Source organism: Pseudomonas sp. LG1D9, assembly GCF_002949995.1.
GTDB lineage: Bacteria > Pseudomonadota > Gammaproteobacteria > Pseudomonadales > Pseudomonadaceae > Aquipseudomonas > Aquipseudomonas proteolytica.
Genome location: NZ_CP026881.1, coordinates 1,687,734 through 1,704,771, shown reverse-complemented (window position 1 = coordinate 1,704,771; position 17,038 = coordinate 1,687,734). Strand labels below are relative to the sequence as shown.

Here is a 17,038-nt window from a genome sequence, read left to right as displayed (position 1 = left end):
TGCGAGCTCGCTGGAAAAGCCCTGTCTTGCGACGGGGCTTTTTCGTTTGTGGGGTGAGTCTCTTGCAAAGCTGTTTGTGATGGGCTCAAGCGCTGGATTTGCGGTCGTTGATTGAGGTCGCTGCGCTCATTTTTGCAAGAGTCTTATGTCTTGGTTTCTTAAGCTCGTCCGTGCGGCGAGAGGCGTTTTGTTATGAAGTTCGTTGATGAAGTTTCCATCCGAGTAAAAGCAGGCGACGGCGGTAACGGTTGCATGAGTTTCCGCCGCGAAAAGTTCATCGAGAACGGTGGTCCGAACGGTGGTGATGGTGGTGATGGTGGTTCCATCTACATGATGGCCGACGAAAACCTCAACACCCTGGTGGACTATCGTTACACCCGGCACTTTGATGCCGAGCGTGGCTCCAACGGCGGCAGCACCGACTGCACCGGTAAAAAAGGTGAGGACCTGGTGCTGCGCGTACCGGTCGGCACCACGATCATCGACTCTGCGACCCAGGAAGTGATTGGCGACCTGACCAAGGCCGGCCAGAAGCTGATGGTTGTGCAGGGCGGCTGGCACGGTCTGGGTAATACCCGATTCAAGTCCAGTACCAACCGTGCGCCACGCCAGACTACGCCGGGCAAGCCGGGCGAGCAGCGTGACCTGAAGCTGGAAATGAAAGTACTGGCAGACGTTGGCTTGTTGGGCCTGCCGAACGCCGGTAAAAGTACCTTCATTCGCTCGGTGTCCGCCGCCAAGCCGAAAGTGGCGGATTATCCGTTCACCACCCTGGTGCCGAACCTGGGTGTGGTCAGTGTCGATCGCTGGAAGAGCTTCGTGGTCGCGGACATTCCGGGTCTGATCGAAGGTGCTTCCGATGGCGCGGGCCTGGGGATTCGCTTTCTCAAGCATTTGTCCCGTACCCGTCTGTTGCTGCACCTCGTCGATATGGCGCCGCTGGATGAAACCAGTGCCCCGGATGCTGCCGAAGTGATCGTCAACGAACTGGCCAAGTTCAGCCCGTCCCTGGCTGAGCGTGACCGTTGGTTGGTGTTGAACAAGTGCGACCAGATCCTCGAAGAAGAGCACGAAGAGCGGGTCAAGGAAATCGTTGACCGCCTGCAGTGGGAAGGTCCTGTCTACGTGATCTCCGCCATTGCCAAAGAAGGCACTGAGCGTCTGACCCGCGACATCATGCGCTACCTGGAAGATCGTGCCGATCGCCTGGCTGCCGATCCGGCCTACAAGGCCGAGCTGGCGGATCTTGATCAGCGCATCGAAGACGAGGCGCGTGCGCAGTTGCAGGCGCTGGATGACCAGCGTGCCCTGCGTCGCAGTGGCGTCAAGTCGGTCCATGATATCGGTGACGATGATTGGGACGAGGAAGATGTGGATGATGAAGATGGTCCAGAAATCATTTACGTGCGTGACTGATCTGTTGCGATAAACTTAAGCGCCGCTCAATCGAGCGGCGTTTTAGTATCTGGTAATCGGTGGTCACGAATAACGTTATGGGCGGCGCTGGGTCGCGTGGCCCTCAATCTAAGGTTGAAGATGATGCGGAGCAAAGTGACGGGTGCGCAACGCTGGGTCGTAAAGATCGGAAGTGCGCTGCTGACGGCAGATGGCAAGGGGCTGGATCGCGCAGCCATGAGCGTCTGGGTTGAACAGATGGTGGCCTTGCATGAAGCGGGTGTCGAGTTGGTGCTGGTGTCGTCCGGGGCGGTTGCCGCCGGGATGAGCCGCCTTGGCTGGACCGCGCGACCCAGCGCGATGCATGAGTTGCAGGCGGCTGCGGCGATTGGTCAGATGGGGTTGGTGCAGGCTTGGGAATCCAGCTTCGCCGAGCACGGGCGCCATACCGCGCAGATTCTGTTGACCCATGACGATCTGTCTGACCGCAAGCGTTACCTCAATGCCCGTAGCACCTTGCGTGCCCTGGTCGAGCTCAAGGTGATCCCGGTGATCAACGAGAATGACACCGTGGTGACCGACGAGATCCGTTTTGGCGACAACGACACCTTGGCTGCCCTCGTGGCCAACCTGGTGGAGGCTGACCTGCTGGTGATCCTCACGGATCGCGATGGCATGTTCGACGCCGATCCGCGCAATAACCCGGACGCCCAGTTGATCTACGAGGCGCGTGCCGATGACCCGGCGCTCGATGCCGTGGCCGGCAGTGTCGGTGGTGCGCTGGGGCGTGGTGGCATGCAGACCAAGTTGCGCGCTGCGCGCTTGGCGGCCCGCTCTGGTGCCCATACCATCATCGTCGGCGGGCGCCTGGAGCGCGTGCTGGATCGCCTCAAGGCTGGCGAGCGCATTGGCACGTTGCTATCGCCCGAGCGTGGCATGCTGGCGGCGCGCAAGCAGTGGCTGGCCGGCCATCTGCAGACCCGCGGCACCCTGGTGCTGGATGCGGGGGCGGTGTCGGCGTTGTCCCAGGGTAACAAGAGCTTGTTGCCGGTAGGCGTCAAGCTGGTCCAGGGCAGCTTCCGCCGTGGTGAAATGGTGGTGTGCGTAGCGCCGGACGGTCGTGAGATCGCCCGTGGCCTGGCTAACTACAGCGCCCTTGAGGCGCAGAAAATCATTGGGCAGTCGTCTGAGTCGATTGTCGGTCTGTTGGGTTACATGGCTGAGCCGGAACTGGTTCACCGCGATAACCTGATCCTGGTTTAAAGGAAAAGCTGCGATGCGTGTATTGAAGGGGTTGCTGGGGTTGTTGGTGGCGATGCCGCTGCTGGCTTCGGCTGAAGAGATTGGCCAGGTATCGACGGTGTTCAAGTTTGTCGGCCCCAACGACCGAATCGTCGTCGAGGCGTTTGACGACCCCAAGGTTGACGGCGTGACCTGCTACTTGTCCCGCGCCAAGACCGGCGGTGTCAAAGGTGGCCTGGGCCTGGCCGAAGATCGCGCCGAAGCGTCGATTGCCTGCCGCCAGGTCGGGCCGATCCGCTTCAAGGGTGAGCTCAAGGATGGCGACGAAGTGTTCAAGGAGCGCACCTCGCTGGTGTTCAAGACCATGCAGGTGGTGCGTTTCCTTGATAAGAAGCGCAATACCCTGGTGTATCTGGTCTACAGCGACCGCCTGATCGAAGGCAGTCCGCAGAATGCGGTGACGGCGATTCCGATCCTGCCTTGGCCTAGTGCGCAATAAGCCTGACAGTGCAGCGTTGCTTTATGTGGGAGCTGGCTTGCCTGCGATAGCCATAGGTATCTACACAACTTTCAGAAACTGACGAACTCTCCTGTGGCGAGCGGGCTTGCCCCGCGCTGGGCTGCGAAGCAGCCCCAAAACCAGCCGCTGCGGTGTATCTGGTACAACGCATTCGGCTTATTGGGGCTGCTTCGCAGCCCAGCGCGGGGCAAGCCCGCTCGCCACAACTGCGCTATCTGCCTGGATTTAGGCGTTGCGGCAAAGTTGTGTAGATACCTATGCTGCGATAGCGGTTTAACAGTCGACATCTGTGTTGAATGTTATGTGCCCGTCGCAGGCAAGCCAGCTCCCGCATTTGTTTTGGGGTTGGCATAAATCGTAGGCAATAAAAAACCGACCCTGGGGTCGGTTTTTTAACAAGCTTATCGCTTAGGCTGCAACAGCAAGGTTCAGAGCCTTGATGTGGCCATTCAGACGACCTTTATGGCGAGCAGCTTTGTTCTTGTGGATGATGCCTTTATCGGCCATACGGTCGATAACTGGCACGGCCAGAACGTAAGCAGCTTGAGCTTTTTCAGCGTCTTTTGCGTCAATGGCCTTAACTACATTCTTGATGTAGGTACGAACCATGGAACGCAGGCTGGCGTTGTGGCTGCGACGCTTCTCAGCCTGTTTTGCACGTTTTTTGGCGGAAGGTGTGTTGGCCACCGTCGAGCTCCTCGAAAGACTTTTTAGGAAATAGCAAACAAAATAGGCCGCGAATCATGCCGATGAGTTGAAGTCTTGTCAAGGGCGGCTGATGCGAACTGCTGAGTGGTCGATCTGAAGAGGCGGGTTATTTATTTCCGGCGCTTGACCTGTAAACTCGCGAGCTTTGGCTCTGTGCTGTTGCAGGCGCGCAGTATCGCATAAGTGGGCGCTTTGTTCGCCTGCTCTTTATCTATAGGCAAAAACTCTTTCAATGAATCTGCTCAAGTCGTTGGCCGCCGTCAGCTCTATCACGATGATTTCCAGGGTTCTGGGGTTTGTACGTGACACCCTCATTGCACGTATTTTTGGCGCGAGCATGGCCACGGATGCCTTCTTTATCGCCTTCAAGCTGCCCAACCTGCTGCGGCGGATCTTCGCCGAGGGTGCGTTTTCCCAGGCATTTGTGCCGATTCTGGCGGAATACAAAACCCAGCAAGGCGAGGAGGCCACCCGCACCTTTATCGCCTACGTCTCGGGCCTGTTGACCCTGGTGCTGATGCTGGTGACCATCGCCGGGATGCTCGCCGCACCCTGGATTATCTGGGCCACGGCGCCCGGTTTTGCCAACACCCCGGAAAAATTCGCCCTCACCAGCGATCTGTTGCGGGTGACCTTTCCTTATATATTGCTGATCTCCCTATCGTCCCTGGCGGGCGCGATCCTCAATACCTGGAACCGTTTCTCGGTGCCGGCGTTTGTGCCGACCCTGCTTAACGTCAGCATGATCATCTTTGCGTTGTTCCTCACGCCGTACTTCGATCCGCCGGTCATGGCGCTCGGCTGGGCAGTGCTGGCCGGTGGCCTGGCGCAACTGTTGTATCAGCTGCCGCACCTGAAAAAGATCGGCATGCTCGTGTTGCCGCGCCTCAATCTCAAGGACACTGGCGTGTGGCGCGTGATGAAAAACATGCTGCCGGCGATCCTCGGGGTGTCGGTCAGCCAGATCTCCCTGATCATCAACACTGCGTTTGCTTCGCTGCTGGTCTCCGGCTCCGTGTCGTGGATGTATTACGCCGACCGTCTGATGGAATTGCCATCCGGCGTGCTGGGCGTGGCGCTGGGCACCATTTTGCTGCCGACCCTGGCACGTACTTACGCCAGCAAGGACCGCCATGAATACTCGCGCATTCTCGACTGGGGCCTGCGCCTGTGCTTTGTGCTGGTGCTGCCGTGCGCCCTGGCGCTGGGAATCCTGGCGGAGCCACTGACGGTTTCGCTGTTCCAGTATGGCCAATTCAGTGCCTTTGATGCCTTGATGACCCAGCGCGCGCTGATCGCTTATTCGGTGGGGTTGCTGGGGATTATCGTGATCAAGGTCTTGGCGCCGGGCTTTTATGCCCAGCAAAACATTCGTACCCCAGTGAAAATCGCGATTTTCACCCTGGTGGTCACCCAACTGTTCAACCTGATATTCATCGGGCCGCTGGCTCACGCCGGCCTGGCTCTGGCAATCAGTGCCGGCGCCTGCATCAATGCTGGCCTGCTGTTTTATCAACTGCGTAAACAAAAAATGTATCAGCCGCAGCCAGGCTGGGGCGTGTTTGCCCTCAAGTTGCTGTTGGCCGTGGCCGTGATGTCGGCCGTATTGCTGGGGCTGATGCATTGGATGCCGGCGTGGGACGAAGGGCAGATGCTCGAGCGATTCCTGCGCCTGGGCCTGCTGGTCGTGGCCGGGGTGATCGCCTACTTTGGCATGTTGTTGCTGCTGGGCTTCCGTCTGCGGGATTTCAATCGCAAGGCGCTGAATTGATCGCAATCAACAATAAGCTGGCTGTTTTTTCGATTCGAATCATTTGGCCTGTGCTGTTGCCTGTCGTCCGGGGCCGGGTGTGGTTATAATCGACCACTTTATGAGCAAGAAGCGCGTTATGCAGCTGGTTCGAGGTCTCCACAACCTGCGCCCCGAGCATCGGGGCTGCGTCGCCACTATTGGCAACTTTGACGGTGTTCACCGTGGCCACCAGGCTATCCTGGCGCGGCTGCGCGAGCGCGCAGTCGAGTTGGGTGTGCCCAGCTGCGTGGTGATTTTCGAGCCGCAGCCCCGTGAATTCTTCACCCCCGAGACGGCCCCGGCCCGTTTGGCCCGCTTGCGGGACAAACTGCAGCTGCTGGCCGAAGAAGGCGTGGACCGGGTCTTGTGCCTGGCGTTCAACCAGCGTTTACGCAGTCTCAGCGCCACCGAGTTCGTCGACCGTATCCTTGTCGATGGCTTGGGTGTGCAGCATTTGGAGGTCGGTGACGACTTCCGCTTCGGTTGCGACCGGGTAGGGGATTTCGATTTCCTGCAACAAGCCGGCGTAACCCAGGGGTTTACCGTCGAAGCCGCGCAAACCGTTGAACTGGACGGTCTGCGCGTGAGCAGCACCCAGGTGCGAAATGCCCTGGCCGCTGCCGACTTCGCCTTGGCCGAGCGTTTGCTCGGTCGCCCGTTCCGGATTGCCGGGCGGGTCCTGCACGGCCAGAAGCTGGCGCGCCAACTGGGCACGCCAACCGCCAACGTGCAACTCAAGCGCCGTCGCGTGCCACTGACCGGGGTGTATCTGGTGAGTGTCGAGATCGACGGCCAACCGTGGCCCGGAGTCGCCAATATAGGCGTCAGGCCAACGGTTGCAGGTGATGGCAAGGCCCACCTGGAAGTTCATCTTTTGGATTTTGCCGGGGATTTGTATGACCGGCGTTTGACGGTGGTTTTCCACCAAAAGCTGCGTGAAGAGCAGCGATTCGCCTCCCTTGAGGCGTTGAAAACGGCGATCAATGCGGATGTCGCCGCCGCCCGTGCACTAGCCGCACCTAGCGCCCATCGCTAATGAAGAGCCTTAAATGACCGACTATAAAGCCACGCTAAACCTTCCGGACACCGCCTTCCCAATGAAGGCCGGCCTGCCACAGCGCGAACCGCAGATCCTGCAGCGCTGGGACAGTATTGGCCTGTACGGAAAGTTGCGCGAGATTGGCAAGGATCGTCCGAAATTCGTCCTGCACGACGGCCCTCCTTATGCCAACGGCACGATTCACATCGGTCATGCGCTGAACAAGATTCTCAAGGACATGATCATCCGCTCGAAAACCCTTGCGGGCTTCGATGCGCCTTATGTCCCGGGTTGGGACTGCCACGGCCTGCCGATCGAACACAAGGTCGAAGTGACCTACGGCAAGAACCTGGGCGCCGACAAGACCCGCGAGCTGTGCCGTGCCTACGCCACCGAGCAGATCGAAGGGCAGAAGTCCGAATTCATCCGCCTGGGTGTGTTGGGGGACTGGGACAACCCGTACAAGACCATGAACTTCAAGAACGAGGCCGGTGAAATCCGTGCCTTGGCCGAGATCGTCAAGGGCGGCTTCGTGTTCAAGGGCCTCAAGCCCGTGAACTGGTGCTTTGACTGCGGCTCGGCCCTGGCCGAAGCGGAAGTCGAGTACGAAGACAAGAAGTCCTCGACCATCGACGTCGCGTTCCCGATTGCCGACGACGCCAAGCTGGCCGGGGCCTTTGGCCTGGCGAGCCTGGCCAAGCCAGCTGCCATCGTGATCTGGACCACCACCCCGTGGACCATCCCAGCCAACCAGGCGCTGAACGTGCATCCGGAATTCACCTACGCCCTGGTGGACGTTGGTGATCGCCTGCTGGTGCTGGCCGAGGAAATGGTCGAGGCCTGCCTGGCCCGCTACGAGCTGCAAGGCTCGGTGATCGCCACCGCCACCGGCTCTGCGCTGGAACTGATCAACTTCCGTCACCCGTTCTATGACCGCCTGTCGCCGGTGTACCTGGCTGACTACGTCGAACTGGGTTCGGGTACCGGTGTGGTTCACTCCGCGCCGGCCTACGGCGTGGACGACTTCGTGACCTGCAAAGCCTATGGCATGGTCAACGATGACATCCTCAACCCGGTGCAGAGCAATGGCGTGTACGCGCCTTCGTTGGAGTTCTTCGGCGGCCAGTTCATCTTCAAGGCCAACCAGCCGATCATCGACAAGCTGTCGGAAGTCGGTGCGCTGCTGCACACCGAAACCATCAAGCACAGCTACATGCACTGCTGGCGCCACAAGACCCCGCTGATCTACCGCGCCACCGCGCAGTGGTTCATCGGCATGGACAAAGAGCCAGTCGCCGGCGAAACCCTGCGCAAGCGTGCGATCAAAGCCATCGAAGACACCAAGTTCGTCCCGGCCTGGGGCCAGGCACGTCTGCACTCGATGATTGCCAACCGTCCGGACTGGTGCATCTCCCGCCAGCGCAACTGGGGCGTGCCGATCCCGTTCTTCCTGAACAAGGAAAGCGGCGAACTGCACCCACGTACCGTTGAGTTGATGGAAGTGGTGGCCCAGCGCGTTGAACAGGAAGGCATCGAAGCCTGGTTCAAGCTGGATGCCGCTGAGCTGCTGGGCGACGAAGCGCCGCTGTACGACAAGATCAGCGACACCCTCGACGTGTGGTTCGACTCCGGTACCACCCACTGGCACGTACTGCGTGGTTCGCACCCGATGGGTCACGAGACCGGCCCGCGTGCCGACCTGTACCTGGAAGGCTCGGACCAGCACCGTGGCTGGTTCCACTCGTCCCTGCTGACCGGCTGCGCCATCGACGATCACGCCCCATACCGCGAACTGCTGACCCACGGCTTCACCGTCGACGAGAACGGTCGCAAGATGTCCAAGTCCCTGGGCAACGTGATCGCGCCGCAGAAGGTCAACGACACCCTGGGCGCCGATATCATGCGCCTGTGGGTGGCTTCCACCGACTACTCGGGCGAGATGGCCGTTTCGGAGCAGATCCTGCAACGTAGCGCCGATGCCTACCGCCGTATCCGCAATACCGCACGCTTCATGCTGTCGAACCTGACCGGCTTCAACCCGGCCACCGACATCCTGCCGGCCGAGGAAATGCTCGCCCTGGACCGTTGGGCCGTGGACCGTACCCTGTTGCTGCAGCGCGAGTTGCAGGAACACTACGGCGAGTACCGGTTCTGGAACGTCTATTCGAAGATCCACAACTTCTGCGTGCAGGAGTTGGGTGGCTTCTACCTCGACATCATCAAGGACCGCCAGTACACCACCGGCGCCAACAGCAAGGCGCGCCGCTCGGCGCAAACCGCGCTGTATCACATCTCCGAAGCGCTGGTGCGCTGGATCGCACCGATCCTGGCCTTCACCGCCGACGAACTGTGGGAGTACCTGCCGGGCGAGCGTAACGAGTCCGTGATGCTCAACACCTGGTACGAAGGCCTGACCGAATTGCCGGCCGACTTCGAACTGGGCCGCGAGTACTGGGAAGGTGTGATGGCCGTCAAGGTTGCGGTGAACAAGGAACTGGAAGTCCAGCGTGCGGCCAAGGCCGTCGGTGGCAACCTGCAAGCGGAAGTCACGCTGTTTGCCGAGGAGGGCCTGACCGCCGACCTGGGCAAGTTGAGCAACGAACTGCGCTTCGTGCTGATTACCTCCACAGCCAGCCTCGCGCCATTCGCCCAGGCCCCGGCTGATGCGGTGGCTACCGAAGTACCGGGCCTCAAGCTCAAGGTGGTCAAGTCGACCTTCGCCAAGTGCGCCCGTTGCTGGCACTGCCGTGAAGACGTTGGCGTGAACCCTGAGCATCCGGAAATCTGCGGTCGTTGCGTCGACAACATCAGCGGTGCTGGCGAGGTTCGCCACTATGCCTAAATCCAGCCGTTTCGGACGTCTGGGTTGGCTCGTGTTGAGCTTGCTGGTCCTGGTCATCGACCAGGTCAGCAAGGCTCACTTCGAGGGCTCCCTGGAAATGTTCCAGCAGATCGTGGTGATTCCTGACTACTTCAGCTGGACCCTGGCCTACAACACCGGTGCTGCATTCAGTTTCCTGGCTGACAGTGGCGGTTGGCAGCGCTGGCTGTTTGCCCTGATCGCCGTGGTGGTCAGCGCGGTGCTGGTGGTCTGGCTCAAGCGCCTGGGCCGCAACGACACCTGGCTGGCTATCGCCCTGGCACTGGTGCTGGGCGGGGCCCTGGGCAATCTGTACGACCGCATAGCCCTTGGCCATGTGATCGACTTCATTCTGGTGCACTGGCAGAACCGCCATTATTTCCCGGCGTTCAATTTTGCCGACAGCGCCATCTGCGTTGGTGCTGTCATGCTGGCGCTGGATATGTTCAAGGGCAACAAACCCGGAGAAGCCGTAAATGACTGAACAAGTATTGGCCGAACAACGCATTGGCCAGAACACGGAAGTCACCTTGCATTTTGCATTGCGCCTGGAGAATGGCGACACGGTCGACAGCACGTTCGACAAGGCCCCGGCGACCTTCATGGTCGGCGACGGCAACCTGCTGCCGGGCTTCGAAGCGGCACTTTTCGGCTTCAAGGCAGGCGACAAGCGCAACTTGCAGATCCCGCCGGAAAACGCCTTTGGCCAGCCCAACCCGCAAAACGTACAGATCATCCCGCGTTCGCAGTTCCAGGATATGGAGCTGTCGGAAGGCTTGCTGGTGATCTTCAACGATGCGGCGAATACTGAACTGCCCGGCGTGGTCAAAACCTTTGATGACGCTCAGGTGACTATCGACTTCAACCACCCGTTGGCCGGCAAGACCTTGACCTTTGATGTTGAAATCATCGACGTTAAAGCGCTCTAACTGACGATTCCGGCCTATTGTAGGAGCGAGCTAGCTCGCGAAGGTCTTCAACGAAAATCCTGGCATCCTGAATGATCGCGGTGCCTGTGAAATTTTCGCGAGCAAGCTCGCTCCTGCATGGCAAGACACGAGGCACAGCATGCAAATCAAACTCGCCAACCCCCGTGGCTTCTGCGCCGGCGTGGACCGGGCGATCGAAATCGTCAATCGCGCCCTGGAAGTCTTCGGGCCACCGATCTACGTGCGCCATGAAGTTGTCCACAACAAGTTCGTGGTCGAAGACCTGCGGGCTCGCGGCGCGATTTTTGTCGAGGAACTGGAACAGGTGCCGGATGACGTTATCGTCATTTTCAGCGCTCACGGCGTGTCCCAGGCCGTGCGCACCGAAGCGGCAGGCCGCGGCCTGAAAGTCTTCGACGCGACGTGCCCGCTGGTTACCAAGGTGCATATCGAAGTGGCACGCTACAGCCGTGACGGCCGTGAGTGCATCCTGATCGGCCACGCCGGCCACCCGGAGGTCGAAGGCACCATGGGGCAGTACGACGCCAGCAATGGCGGCGCGATCTACCTCGTGGAAGACGAAAAAGACGTCGCCGAGTTGCAAGTGCATAACCCTGAAAAGTTGGCATTCGTGACCCAGACCACCTTGTCGATGGATGACACCAGCCGCGTCATTGATGCCCTGCGTACTCGTTTCCCCGCCATTGGTGGGCCACGCAAGGACGATATCTGCTACGCCACACAAAACCGCCAGGATGCCGTCAAACAACTGGCCGACGAGTGCGACGTAGTACTGGTGGTGGGTAGTCCCAACAGCTCCAACTCCAATCGTCTGCGTGAGCTGGCCGAACGCATGGCTACTCCGGCATACCTGATCGATGGCGCCGAAGACCTGCAGCGCAGTTGGTTCGACGGTGTCGAGCGTATCGGTATCACGGCGGGCGCCTCGGCGCCGGAAGTCTTGGTGCGTGGCGTCATCCAGCAGTTGCAGGCGTGGGGCGCGACAGGCGCCGATGAGCTGGCCGGGCGTGAAGAAAACATCACTTTTTCCATGCCCAAGGAGCTGCGGGTTCGTTCGCTGCTCTGAGCCCTGTCTCGCTGGTGTACCCGCGGCACAATGCCTGCTCGGCCTTGTCGCTGCGCAAGCTGATCCGGCCGCTGGGTGCCAGCACTACCTGATGCAGGCTCAGCGGCTGCTCCGTTGAGCACACATGCACGGTGCCGGCACGAAACCCTCCCGCAGACAGCAGGGGTTCGCCCAGCCCGCTGAAACGAATCTGTGTGCGCACCGGGGTATTGCCTACGATGGGAGTCCGCCCATTGTCCTGGCGCTCCAGCAGTACCGGGTTGTCGTCGTCCAGGTGGCCGCGGCCATTCATGTCCACCACCACCCTCCAGCCTTTGCTCCAGTCGTCATCCAGTGCATGGATGACGACCGTCCGATTGCGAGCAATGGCTTGGGTGCGGGCGTAGCGCAGGCCGGAGGCCAGTGCCTGTGCCGCGCTCAGTCGCGTTTGTGAGTCCATCAGGCTCTTGAATCCGGGCACTGCCAATTGCGCCAGGATGCCGCTGACGATCAAACCGAGCAGCAATTCGATCAATGTGAAACCGCGTTGTTTCATACATCGTCCCTCCGTGGACAGTTCATTTGCTTGTGACAGGAATAGTTATAGCGGCGGTCCACGACTGCGCAGTGATGGCCTTCCTGTCCAAAGTATTTCCCTATATTCCGAGGGGCAGCGCGGCTGCCAGGGCGGCGCTAGTCTTGGACAACCCACGGCCATTTCGGCCGTTTTTATGACCCTCGACAAGGATGACGATGGCTATGCGAGCCTGCCCGATAACGTGTTGTACTCCCGTCCCCGCCGCTCGGGAGGTTGGCATGAGCCTGATCGAAGTACTGGTCTCGCTGCTGATTCTCGGCGTCGGCCTGCTGGGGGCCGGGTTGATCCAGCTGAATGCACTCAAGTACACCGACAGCTCCAGAATGATCAGCCAGGCGAGTTTCATCGCCTATGACATGCTCGACCGGATTCGCGCCAACGCGGGTGCTGACTACTCCTGGGAAAGTGGCGATAGCTGGGCAGCCAACACCTTGGCCGCGAGTGTCCGCGACCTGGACTTGCACGACTTCGAGGCCAATATCCGCCACTTGGCTGGCGATTCCGCCAAAGGTTCGATTGCGATCAGCCAGCGCGAGGTGACTATCAACATCAGTTGGGATGATTCGCGTGCAGCCAATGCTGACAACACCCGTGAAACATTCACCCTGACCAGTCGTGTCGCGGTTGATCCGAGGCCTGTGCGATGAGGCGCTCCAGTGCGGGCTTTGGCCTGGTCGAGGCACTGCTGGCGACGCTCCTGGGGTTACTTGTAGTCCTGGCGGCTGCCCAGGTAACACTGGCTGCCCGAAGCACTGCGGCCAGCCAGCACGCCTCGGCGCTATTGCAGGATGATGGGCGGTTTGTCCTTGGCAAGATGCTCCAGGAGATTCGCCTGGCGGGGATGTTCGGTTGCCTGTCCCTGCCTTTGATTGCTCAGGCGCCTGCTGACTTTTCCAGGCCGGTCAGTGTGCTGGTCAATGGTGCCTCAACCAGCCTGACGCTGGTCACGGGCGATGTCGGCGACCAGGGCAGTCGTCCTGATTGGACGGTGCTCAGCAATTGTATTGACAGCGCTCAGGCCTATTCAGGGGTACCCCCCAAGCCAGGGCCCGGGCAGATCGCTTTTCCCGTGCGCAAGCTGACCTACACCTATGAGTCAGGGCAACTGAAGATCAGCACTCCGGCAACCCCGGCCAAGGCGGTGCTGGTGGATAACGTGGGGGCGTTCGAAATGAGTTTCGGGATGGCCAGCCGGCCCGGGTCCAGTGTCGTGACCCGGTATGACAGCCGCCCCAGCGACGAATCGCTGATCCGCAGTGTGCGTGTGGCGTTGACGCTCCGCGATCCGACACGTCGCGTGCGCGACCAGATCTACAGCGCCGTCGCAGCCGTGCGTAATCGCCTTGAATAATCGGCGCCGGATATCGGCCTCCAGACAGCGTGGCATGGTGCTCTTGATCAGCCTGGTGTTGCTGCTGCTGTTGACGGTTCTCGGGCTGTCATCGATGCAGGGCGCAACGTCGCAGGAGCAACTCGCCGGCAGCATCAGGCACCGCAACTTATCGTTTCAAGCGGCCGAAGACGGGCTCAGGCGCGGTGAGTCGGCTGTGCATGCGCATGGGTTTGGTTTGCCGGCCTGTCAGTCGCAAGTCACCTGCGCACCGCCAAAAGAGGCGTATGCCATCAGCCAGCCGGGTGTCGATCCGGTCTCGGCCATCGCCTGGGTCGGCCTGAAGGGGGGCGTATACGGTATTCAAAACCTGGGGCCCGGTATCGGAATGGCACATTTGCCGCCCAGTACCCCCGCGACTTTATATCGGGTCACGGCTGTGGGGTTCAGCGGTCAGTCGCGCACCCTTCTGGAGAGCGTCTATGCGCGCGTCGACCCGGATGCCGGTGGGGGATTTCGACGAGTTCTATGGCGACAACTTCAATAGGTGAGCATCACGATGAGCGGCAACTGCAAAGGATTCACCTTGATAGAGTTACTGATTGCACTAGCGATCATTGCCACATTGGCTGCGGTGGTTTATCCGGGGTACAGCGCCCATGTGAAAAAGGCCTACCGCACAGAAATCGTCGGGCTGCTCACGGAGCAAGCCCAGCAGCTGGAACGCTATTACGTGAGAAATGGCACTTTTATTGATGCCAGCGGCGTCAGTACCGGTAATGATCGCTATAGAATCACGGTGATACTGAACCCGCAGGACTTCACCCTGACCGCGACGCCTCTTGCCGGCGCGATGCTGGGTGATACTTGTGGTGAGTTCAGTTTGACCAGCACTGGCGCGCGGGCTAATCCCGGCGCGGTGCCCGGCACCACTCGTCAGGAGTGCTGGGGGCGATGAGGCTGGTGGGCGACGGGGTGCCAGGGGTACTCCTTTCTTTTTATGGGCTGGATCGAACAATGACTAAGCAACAGCAAGTCGTAGTGGTGGGTGGTGGTGTTATCGGGCTGTTGACGGCGTTCAACCTGGCAACGCAGGGGCAGGCAGTGGTCGTGCTGGACCGTTCATCGGTCGGGCAAGAGTCTTCCTGGGCCGGTGGCGGGATTGTTTCGCCGTTATACCCGTGGCGCTACAGCCCGGCCGTCACGGCGCTGGCCCATTGGTCCCAGGATTTCTATCCGCAATTGGCCCAGCGCCTGTTTGCCGCCACCGGTGTGGATCCCGAGGTTCATACCACCGGCCTTTATTGGCTGGACCTCGACGACGAGGCCGATGCCCTGGCCTGGGCTGCACGGGAAGGTCGGCCATTGAGCAAGGTGGATGTGTCGGCCGCCCGTGATGCGGTTCCTGTGCTGGGGGCAGGGTTTTCACAGGCCATTTATATGGCAGACGTGGCCAACGTGCGTAATCCGCGCCTGGTCAAATCCCTGAAGGCTGCGTTGTTGGCGTTGCCCGGGGTGACCTTGCATGAGCACTGCGCGGTACAGGGCTTTATCCAGGAGGGCGGCAGCATCGTCGGGGTCAATACGGCTCAGGGTGAGGTGCGTGGCGATCAGGTCGTGCTCGCGGCCGGGGCCTGGAGTGGTGAATTGCTGGACAGCCTGGGGCTGACGTTGCCCGTGGAGCCGGTCAAGGGGCAGATGATTCTGTACAAGTGCGCCTCGGACTTTCTGTCGAGCATGGTCCTGGCGAAAGGGCGCTATGCGATTCCACGCCGGGATGGGCACATCCTGGTTGGCAGTACGCTGGAACATGAAGGCTTCGACAAGACGCCGACCGAACCGGCCCTGGAAAGCCTGAAAGCCTCGGCGGTGGAGTTGATTCCGGCACTGGCGGATGCCGCCGTGGTGGGGCATTGGGCCGGGTTGCGGCCAGGTTCGCCCGAGGGCATCCCTTATATTGGCAAGGTGCCAGGGTTTGAAGGGCTGTGGCTCAACTGCGGGCATTACCGCAACGGCCTGGTATTGGCACCTGCGTCTTGCCAGTTGTTTGCTGACTTGCTGTTGGGGCATGAGCCGGTTATTGACCCCGCTCCCTATGCGCCCGTTGGTCGGATATAAGCGTGGGCCCTTGTAGGAGCCGGCAAGCCAGCTCCTACGGTTCCAGGCTTTCAGCGTTCGATAGACTTTGGTCCCTGCTCGAGGTGCGCCTGGGTGCAGTACCACTCCTGCTGCTGGCTCAATGCCCGGTCCTGAGGCAGATGTACGCCACAGTGGGCACAGCGAACCATGGGCGCGGCGCCTTGTTCGCGGGGCTGTTGCTGCGTAGAAGCGGAGCGCTTGAACTTGCGCCAGAACCATACCGCAGCAGCAATCAGGGCAATCCAGAACAGTAAACGAACCATGGCAGGCAGCTTCTCGACAGGGAATGCGGCAGTTTAGCCAAGGATGTTAACGGCGCACAGGGTAATAAAGTCGCGTCATGAAAAAAGGAGCCCCGAGAGGCTCCTTCTTGCGCTGCCAGACTGGTTTTCAGTCAAAGACACCGAACGTCATGTAGCTGAACCACGAGCGATCCTGGTTGTTGCCCAGGGCCTCTGGTGCTTCTTCCTCGATCACGTCGCCGTTCTCGTCATGGGGCTTGAGCTCGGACGGGATGGAGTCCTTGGCGTCCTGATACTGCTTGAGGATGTCCTGGTTGGCGCGGGTTTCACCTGGCGGCAACGGCGGACGGGACTCGATCAGGCCCAGGGTGTACTTGCTCAGCCACGAGCGGTTGTCCGCTTCGGCAACCTGCGGCACAAACTGGCCGTCTTTCAGGCTTGGGTGGTCTGGGTAGTTGAGTTTCAAGGTCTGCAGGCTGGTGTCCGCCAGGGTATCCAGATGCAGGCGCATGTAGGCTTCGGTCATTACTGCCAGGCCATCACCCACCGAAGGGGTTTCCTGGAAGTTTTCCACTACATAGCGGCCACGGTTGGCGGCAGCGACATAAGCCTGGCGCGTCAGGTAGTAGTGGGCTACGTGGATTTCGTAGGAAGCCAGCAGGTTGCGCAGGTAGATCATGCGCTGCTTGGCGTCCGGCGCGTAGCGGCTGTTGGGGAAGCGGCTGGTCAGTTGGGCGAACTCGTTATAGGAGTCGCGCGCAGCACCAGGGTCACGCTTGGTCATGTCCAGCGGCAGGAAGCGCGCCAGCAGGCCAACGTCCTGGTCAAACGAGGTCAGGCCCTTGAGGTAGTAGGCGTAGTCCACGTTCGGGTGTTGCGGGTGCAGGCGGATAAAACGCTCGGCAGCGGACTTGGCAGCTTCCGGCTCGGCGTTCTTGTAGTTCGCGTAGATCAGTTCGAGCTGGGCCTGGTCGGCATAGCGGCCAAACGGATAACGCGACTCCAAGGCCTTGAGCTTGGCCGTGGCGCTTGTGTAGCTATTATTGTCCAGGTCGGCCTGAGCCTGCTGGTACAGCTCGACTTCACTGAGGTTTTCGTCGACGACGTCCTTTGTTGACGAGCAAGCAGCAGTCATGGCGAGGATGGCGATCAGCAGCAGGTGTTTCACTTGCATGGCG

The 17,038-nt window shown here is 60.2% G+C and carries 18 protein-coding genes; 14 read left to right on the top strand and 4 right to left on the bottom strand.

What is annotated here, in order from left to right:
• The first annotated feature begins 192 nt into the window (after positions 1 to 192).
• The 3 genes from cgtA (at position 193) to C5F71_RS08150 (ending at position 3,136) form a co-directional block, all read left to right on the top strand.
• Complete coding sequence (gene cgtA, locus C5F71_RS08160) at positions 193 to 1,416, top strand: Obg family GTPase CgtA (RefSeq protein ID WP_029292050.1); 1,224 nt, start codon at positions 193 to 195, stop codon at positions 1,414 to 1,416.
• Positions 1,417 to 1,539: 123 nt separating this feature from the next.
• A complete protein-coding gene (proB, locus tag C5F71_RS08155; RefSeq protein ID WP_057441105.1) occupies positions 1,540 to 2,658 on the top strand; it encodes a glutamate 5-kinase in 1,119 nt (372 codons plus the stop codon).
• A gap of 13 nt (positions 2,659 to 2,671) precedes the next feature.
• Positions 2,672 to 3,136, top strand: coding sequence for a CreA family protein (locus C5F71_RS08150; RefSeq protein WP_029292045.1), 465 nt, complete (start codon positions 2,672 to 2,674; stop codon positions 3,134 to 3,136).
• Between the two features lie 429 nt (positions 3,137 to 3,565).
• On the opposite strand, the gene rpsT is transcribed toward C5F71_RS08150, so the two are convergent.
• On the bottom strand, positions 3,566 to 3,844 hold the full coding sequence (gene rpsT / locus C5F71_RS08145; RefSeq protein ID WP_029292043.1) for a 30S ribosomal protein S20: 279 nt from the start codon (positions 3,842 to 3,844) through the stop codon (positions 3,566 to 3,568).
• A 253-nt stretch (positions 3,845 to 4,097) separates the two neighbouring features.
• Between rpsT and murJ the strand changes: the two genes are divergently transcribed.
• The 6 genes from murJ (at position 4,098) to ispH (ending at position 11,572) form a co-directional block, all read left to right on the top strand.
• Positions 4,098 to 5,636, top strand: coding sequence for a murein biosynthesis integral membrane protein MurJ (murJ, locus tag C5F71_RS08140; RefSeq protein WP_065944248.1), 1,539 nt, complete (start codon positions 4,098 to 4,100; stop codon positions 5,634 to 5,636).
• Positions 5,637 to 5,754: 118 nt separating this feature from the next.
• Complete coding sequence (gene ribF, locus C5F71_RS08135) at positions 5,755 to 6,693, top strand: bifunctional riboflavin kinase/FAD synthetase (RefSeq protein WP_029292040.1); 939 nt, start codon at positions 5,755 to 5,757, stop codon at positions 6,691 to 6,693.
• Positions 6,694 to 6,706: 13 nt separating this feature from the next.
• Positions 6,707 to 9,538: an isoleucine--tRNA ligase gene (ileS, locus tag C5F71_RS08130; RefSeq protein ID WP_070994145.1), complete on the top strand. Its 2,832-nt coding sequence runs from the start codon at positions 6,707 to 6,709 to the stop codon at positions 9,536 to 9,538.
• Positions 9,531 to 10,040 carry a signal peptidase II gene (gene lspA / locus C5F71_RS08125; protein ID WP_029292036.1) on the top strand — a complete coding sequence of 170 codons (510 nt, stop codon included), beginning with the start codon at positions 9,531 to 9,533 and terminating at the stop codon, positions 10,038 to 10,040. Before ileS ends, lspA begins: the two co-directional genes overlap by 8 nt.
• A 7-nt stretch (positions 10,041 to 10,047) precedes the next feature.
• The gene (locus tag C5F71_RS08120; protein ID WP_177410427.1) at positions 10,048 to 10,485 is read left to right on the top strand and encodes a peptidylprolyl isomerase; all 438 of its coding nucleotides are present in this window, start codon (positions 10,048 to 10,050) and stop codon (positions 10,483 to 10,485) included.
• A gap of 139 nt (positions 10,486 to 10,624) precedes the next feature.
• Positions 10,625 to 11,572, top strand: coding sequence for a 4-hydroxy-3-methylbut-2-enyl diphosphate reductase (ispH, locus tag C5F71_RS08115; RefSeq protein ID WP_029292032.1), 948 nt, complete (start codon positions 10,625 to 10,627; stop codon positions 11,570 to 11,572).
• On the opposite strand, the gene C5F71_RS08110 is transcribed toward ispH, so the two are convergent.
• Positions 11,526 to 12,107, bottom strand: a complete 582-nt coding sequence (locus C5F71_RS08110; protein ID WP_104910934.1) for a GspH/FimT family pseudopilin — start codon at positions 12,105 to 12,107, stop codon at positions 11,526 to 11,528. The two genes, ispH and C5F71_RS08110, sit on opposite strands and share 47 nt — an antisense overlap.
• Before the next feature lie 203 nt (positions 12,108 to 12,310).
• Between C5F71_RS08110 and pilV the strand changes: the two genes are divergently transcribed.
• From pilV to thiO, 5 genes are read left to right on the top strand one after another with little or no spacing between them, the layout of a single operon-like run.
• Entirely contained in the window at positions 12,311 to 12,796 is a 486-nt protein-coding gene (gene pilV, locus C5F71_RS08105) for a type IV pilus modification protein PilV (protein WP_371923392.1), read from the top strand.
• A complete protein-coding gene (locus C5F71_RS08100; protein ID WP_104910932.1) occupies positions 12,793 to 13,500 on the top strand; it encodes a PilW family protein in 708 nt (235 codons plus the stop codon). The genes pilV and C5F71_RS08100 overlap by 4 nt, the downstream gene beginning before the upstream one ends.
• 34 nt (positions 13,501 to 13,534) lie before the next feature.
• On the top strand, positions 13,535 to 14,026 hold the full coding sequence (locus C5F71_RS08095; RefSeq protein WP_104910931.1) for a PilX N-terminal domain-containing pilus assembly protein: 492 nt from the start codon (positions 13,535 to 13,537) through the stop codon (positions 14,024 to 14,026).
• A 12-nt stretch (positions 14,027 to 14,038) separates the two neighbouring features.
• Positions 14,039 to 14,437, top strand: coding sequence for a type IV pilin protein (locus C5F71_RS08090; protein ID WP_070994138.1), 399 nt, complete (start codon positions 14,039 to 14,041; stop codon positions 14,435 to 14,437).
• Positions 14,438 to 14,496: 59 nt separating this feature from the next.
• On the top strand, positions 14,497 to 15,597 hold the full coding sequence (gene thiO / locus C5F71_RS08085; protein ID WP_070994137.1) for a glycine oxidase ThiO: 1,101 nt from the start codon (positions 14,497 to 14,499) through the stop codon (positions 15,595 to 15,597).
• A 50-nt stretch (positions 15,598 to 15,647) separates the two neighbouring features.
• Here the strand turns inward: thiO and C5F71_RS08080 are convergent, their stop codons facing one another.
• Positions 15,648 to 15,881, bottom strand: a complete 234-nt coding sequence (locus tag C5F71_RS08080) for a PP0621 family protein (RefSeq protein ID WP_029292019.1) — start codon at positions 15,879 to 15,881, stop codon at positions 15,648 to 15,650.
• A 127-nt stretch (positions 15,882 to 16,008) separates the two neighbouring features.
• Positions 16,009 to 17,034 carry an outer membrane protein assembly factor BamD gene (locus tag C5F71_RS08075; protein WP_029292017.1) on the bottom strand — a complete coding sequence of 342 codons (1,026 nt, stop codon included), beginning with the start codon at positions 17,032 to 17,034 and terminating at the stop codon, positions 16,009 to 16,011.
• Positions 17,035 to 17,038: the final 4 nt, after the last annotated feature.

Coding starts and splice junctions, on each gene's coding strand:
- cgtA (WP_029292050.1), top strand. CDS start 193: ATGAAGTTCGTTGATGAAGTTTCCATCCGAGTAAAAGCAGGCGACGGC.
- proB (WP_057441105.1), top strand. CDS start 1,540: ATGCGGAGCAAAGTGACGGGTGCGCAACGCTGGGTCGTAAAGATCGGA.
- C5F71_RS08150 (WP_029292045.1), top strand. CDS start 2,672: ATGCGTGTATTGAAGGGGTTGCTGGGGTTGTTGGTGGCGATGCCGCTG.
- murJ (WP_065944248.1), top strand. CDS start 4,098: ATGAATCTGCTCAAGTCGTTGGCCGCCGTCAGCTCTATCACGATGATT.
- ribF (WP_029292040.1), top strand. CDS start 5,755: ATGCAGCTGGTTCGAGGTCTCCACAACCTGCGCCCCGAGCATCGGGGC.
- ileS (WP_070994145.1), top strand. CDS start 6,707: ATGACCGACTATAAAGCCACGCTAAACCTTCCGGACACCGCCTTCCCA.
- lspA (WP_029292036.1), top strand. CDS start 9,531: ATGCCTAAATCCAGCCGTTTCGGACGTCTGGGTTGGCTCGTGTTGAGC.
- ispH (WP_029292032.1), top strand. CDS start 10,625: ATGCAAATCAAACTCGCCAACCCCCGTGGCTTCTGCGCCGGCGTGGAC.
- C5F71_RS08110 (WP_104910934.1), bottom strand. CDS start 12,107: ATGAAACAACGCGGTTTCACATTGATCGAATTGCTGCTCGGTTTGATC.
- pilV (WP_371923392.1), top strand. CDS start 12,311: ATGCGAGCCTGCCCGATAACGTGTTGTACTCCCGTCCCCGCCGCTCGG.
- C5F71_RS08100 (WP_104910932.1), top strand. CDS start 12,793: ATGAGGCGCTCCAGTGCGGGCTTTGGCCTGGTCGAGGCACTGCTGGCG.
- C5F71_RS08095 (WP_104910931.1), top strand. CDS start 13,535: ATGGTGCTCTTGATCAGCCTGGTGTTGCTGCTGCTGTTGACGGTTCTC.
- C5F71_RS08090 (WP_070994138.1), top strand. CDS start 14,039: ATGAGCGGCAACTGCAAAGGATTCACCTTGATAGAGTTACTGATTGCA.
- thiO (WP_070994137.1), top strand. CDS start 14,497: ATGACTAAGCAACAGCAAGTCGTAGTGGTGGGTGGTGGTGTTATCGGG.
- C5F71_RS08080 (WP_029292019.1), bottom strand. CDS start 15,881: ATGGTTCGTTTACTGTTCTGGATTGCCCTGATTGCTGCTGCGGTATGG.
- C5F71_RS08075 (WP_029292017.1), bottom strand. CDS start 17,034: ATGCAAGTGAAACACCTGCTGCTGATCGCCATCCTCGCCATGACTGCT.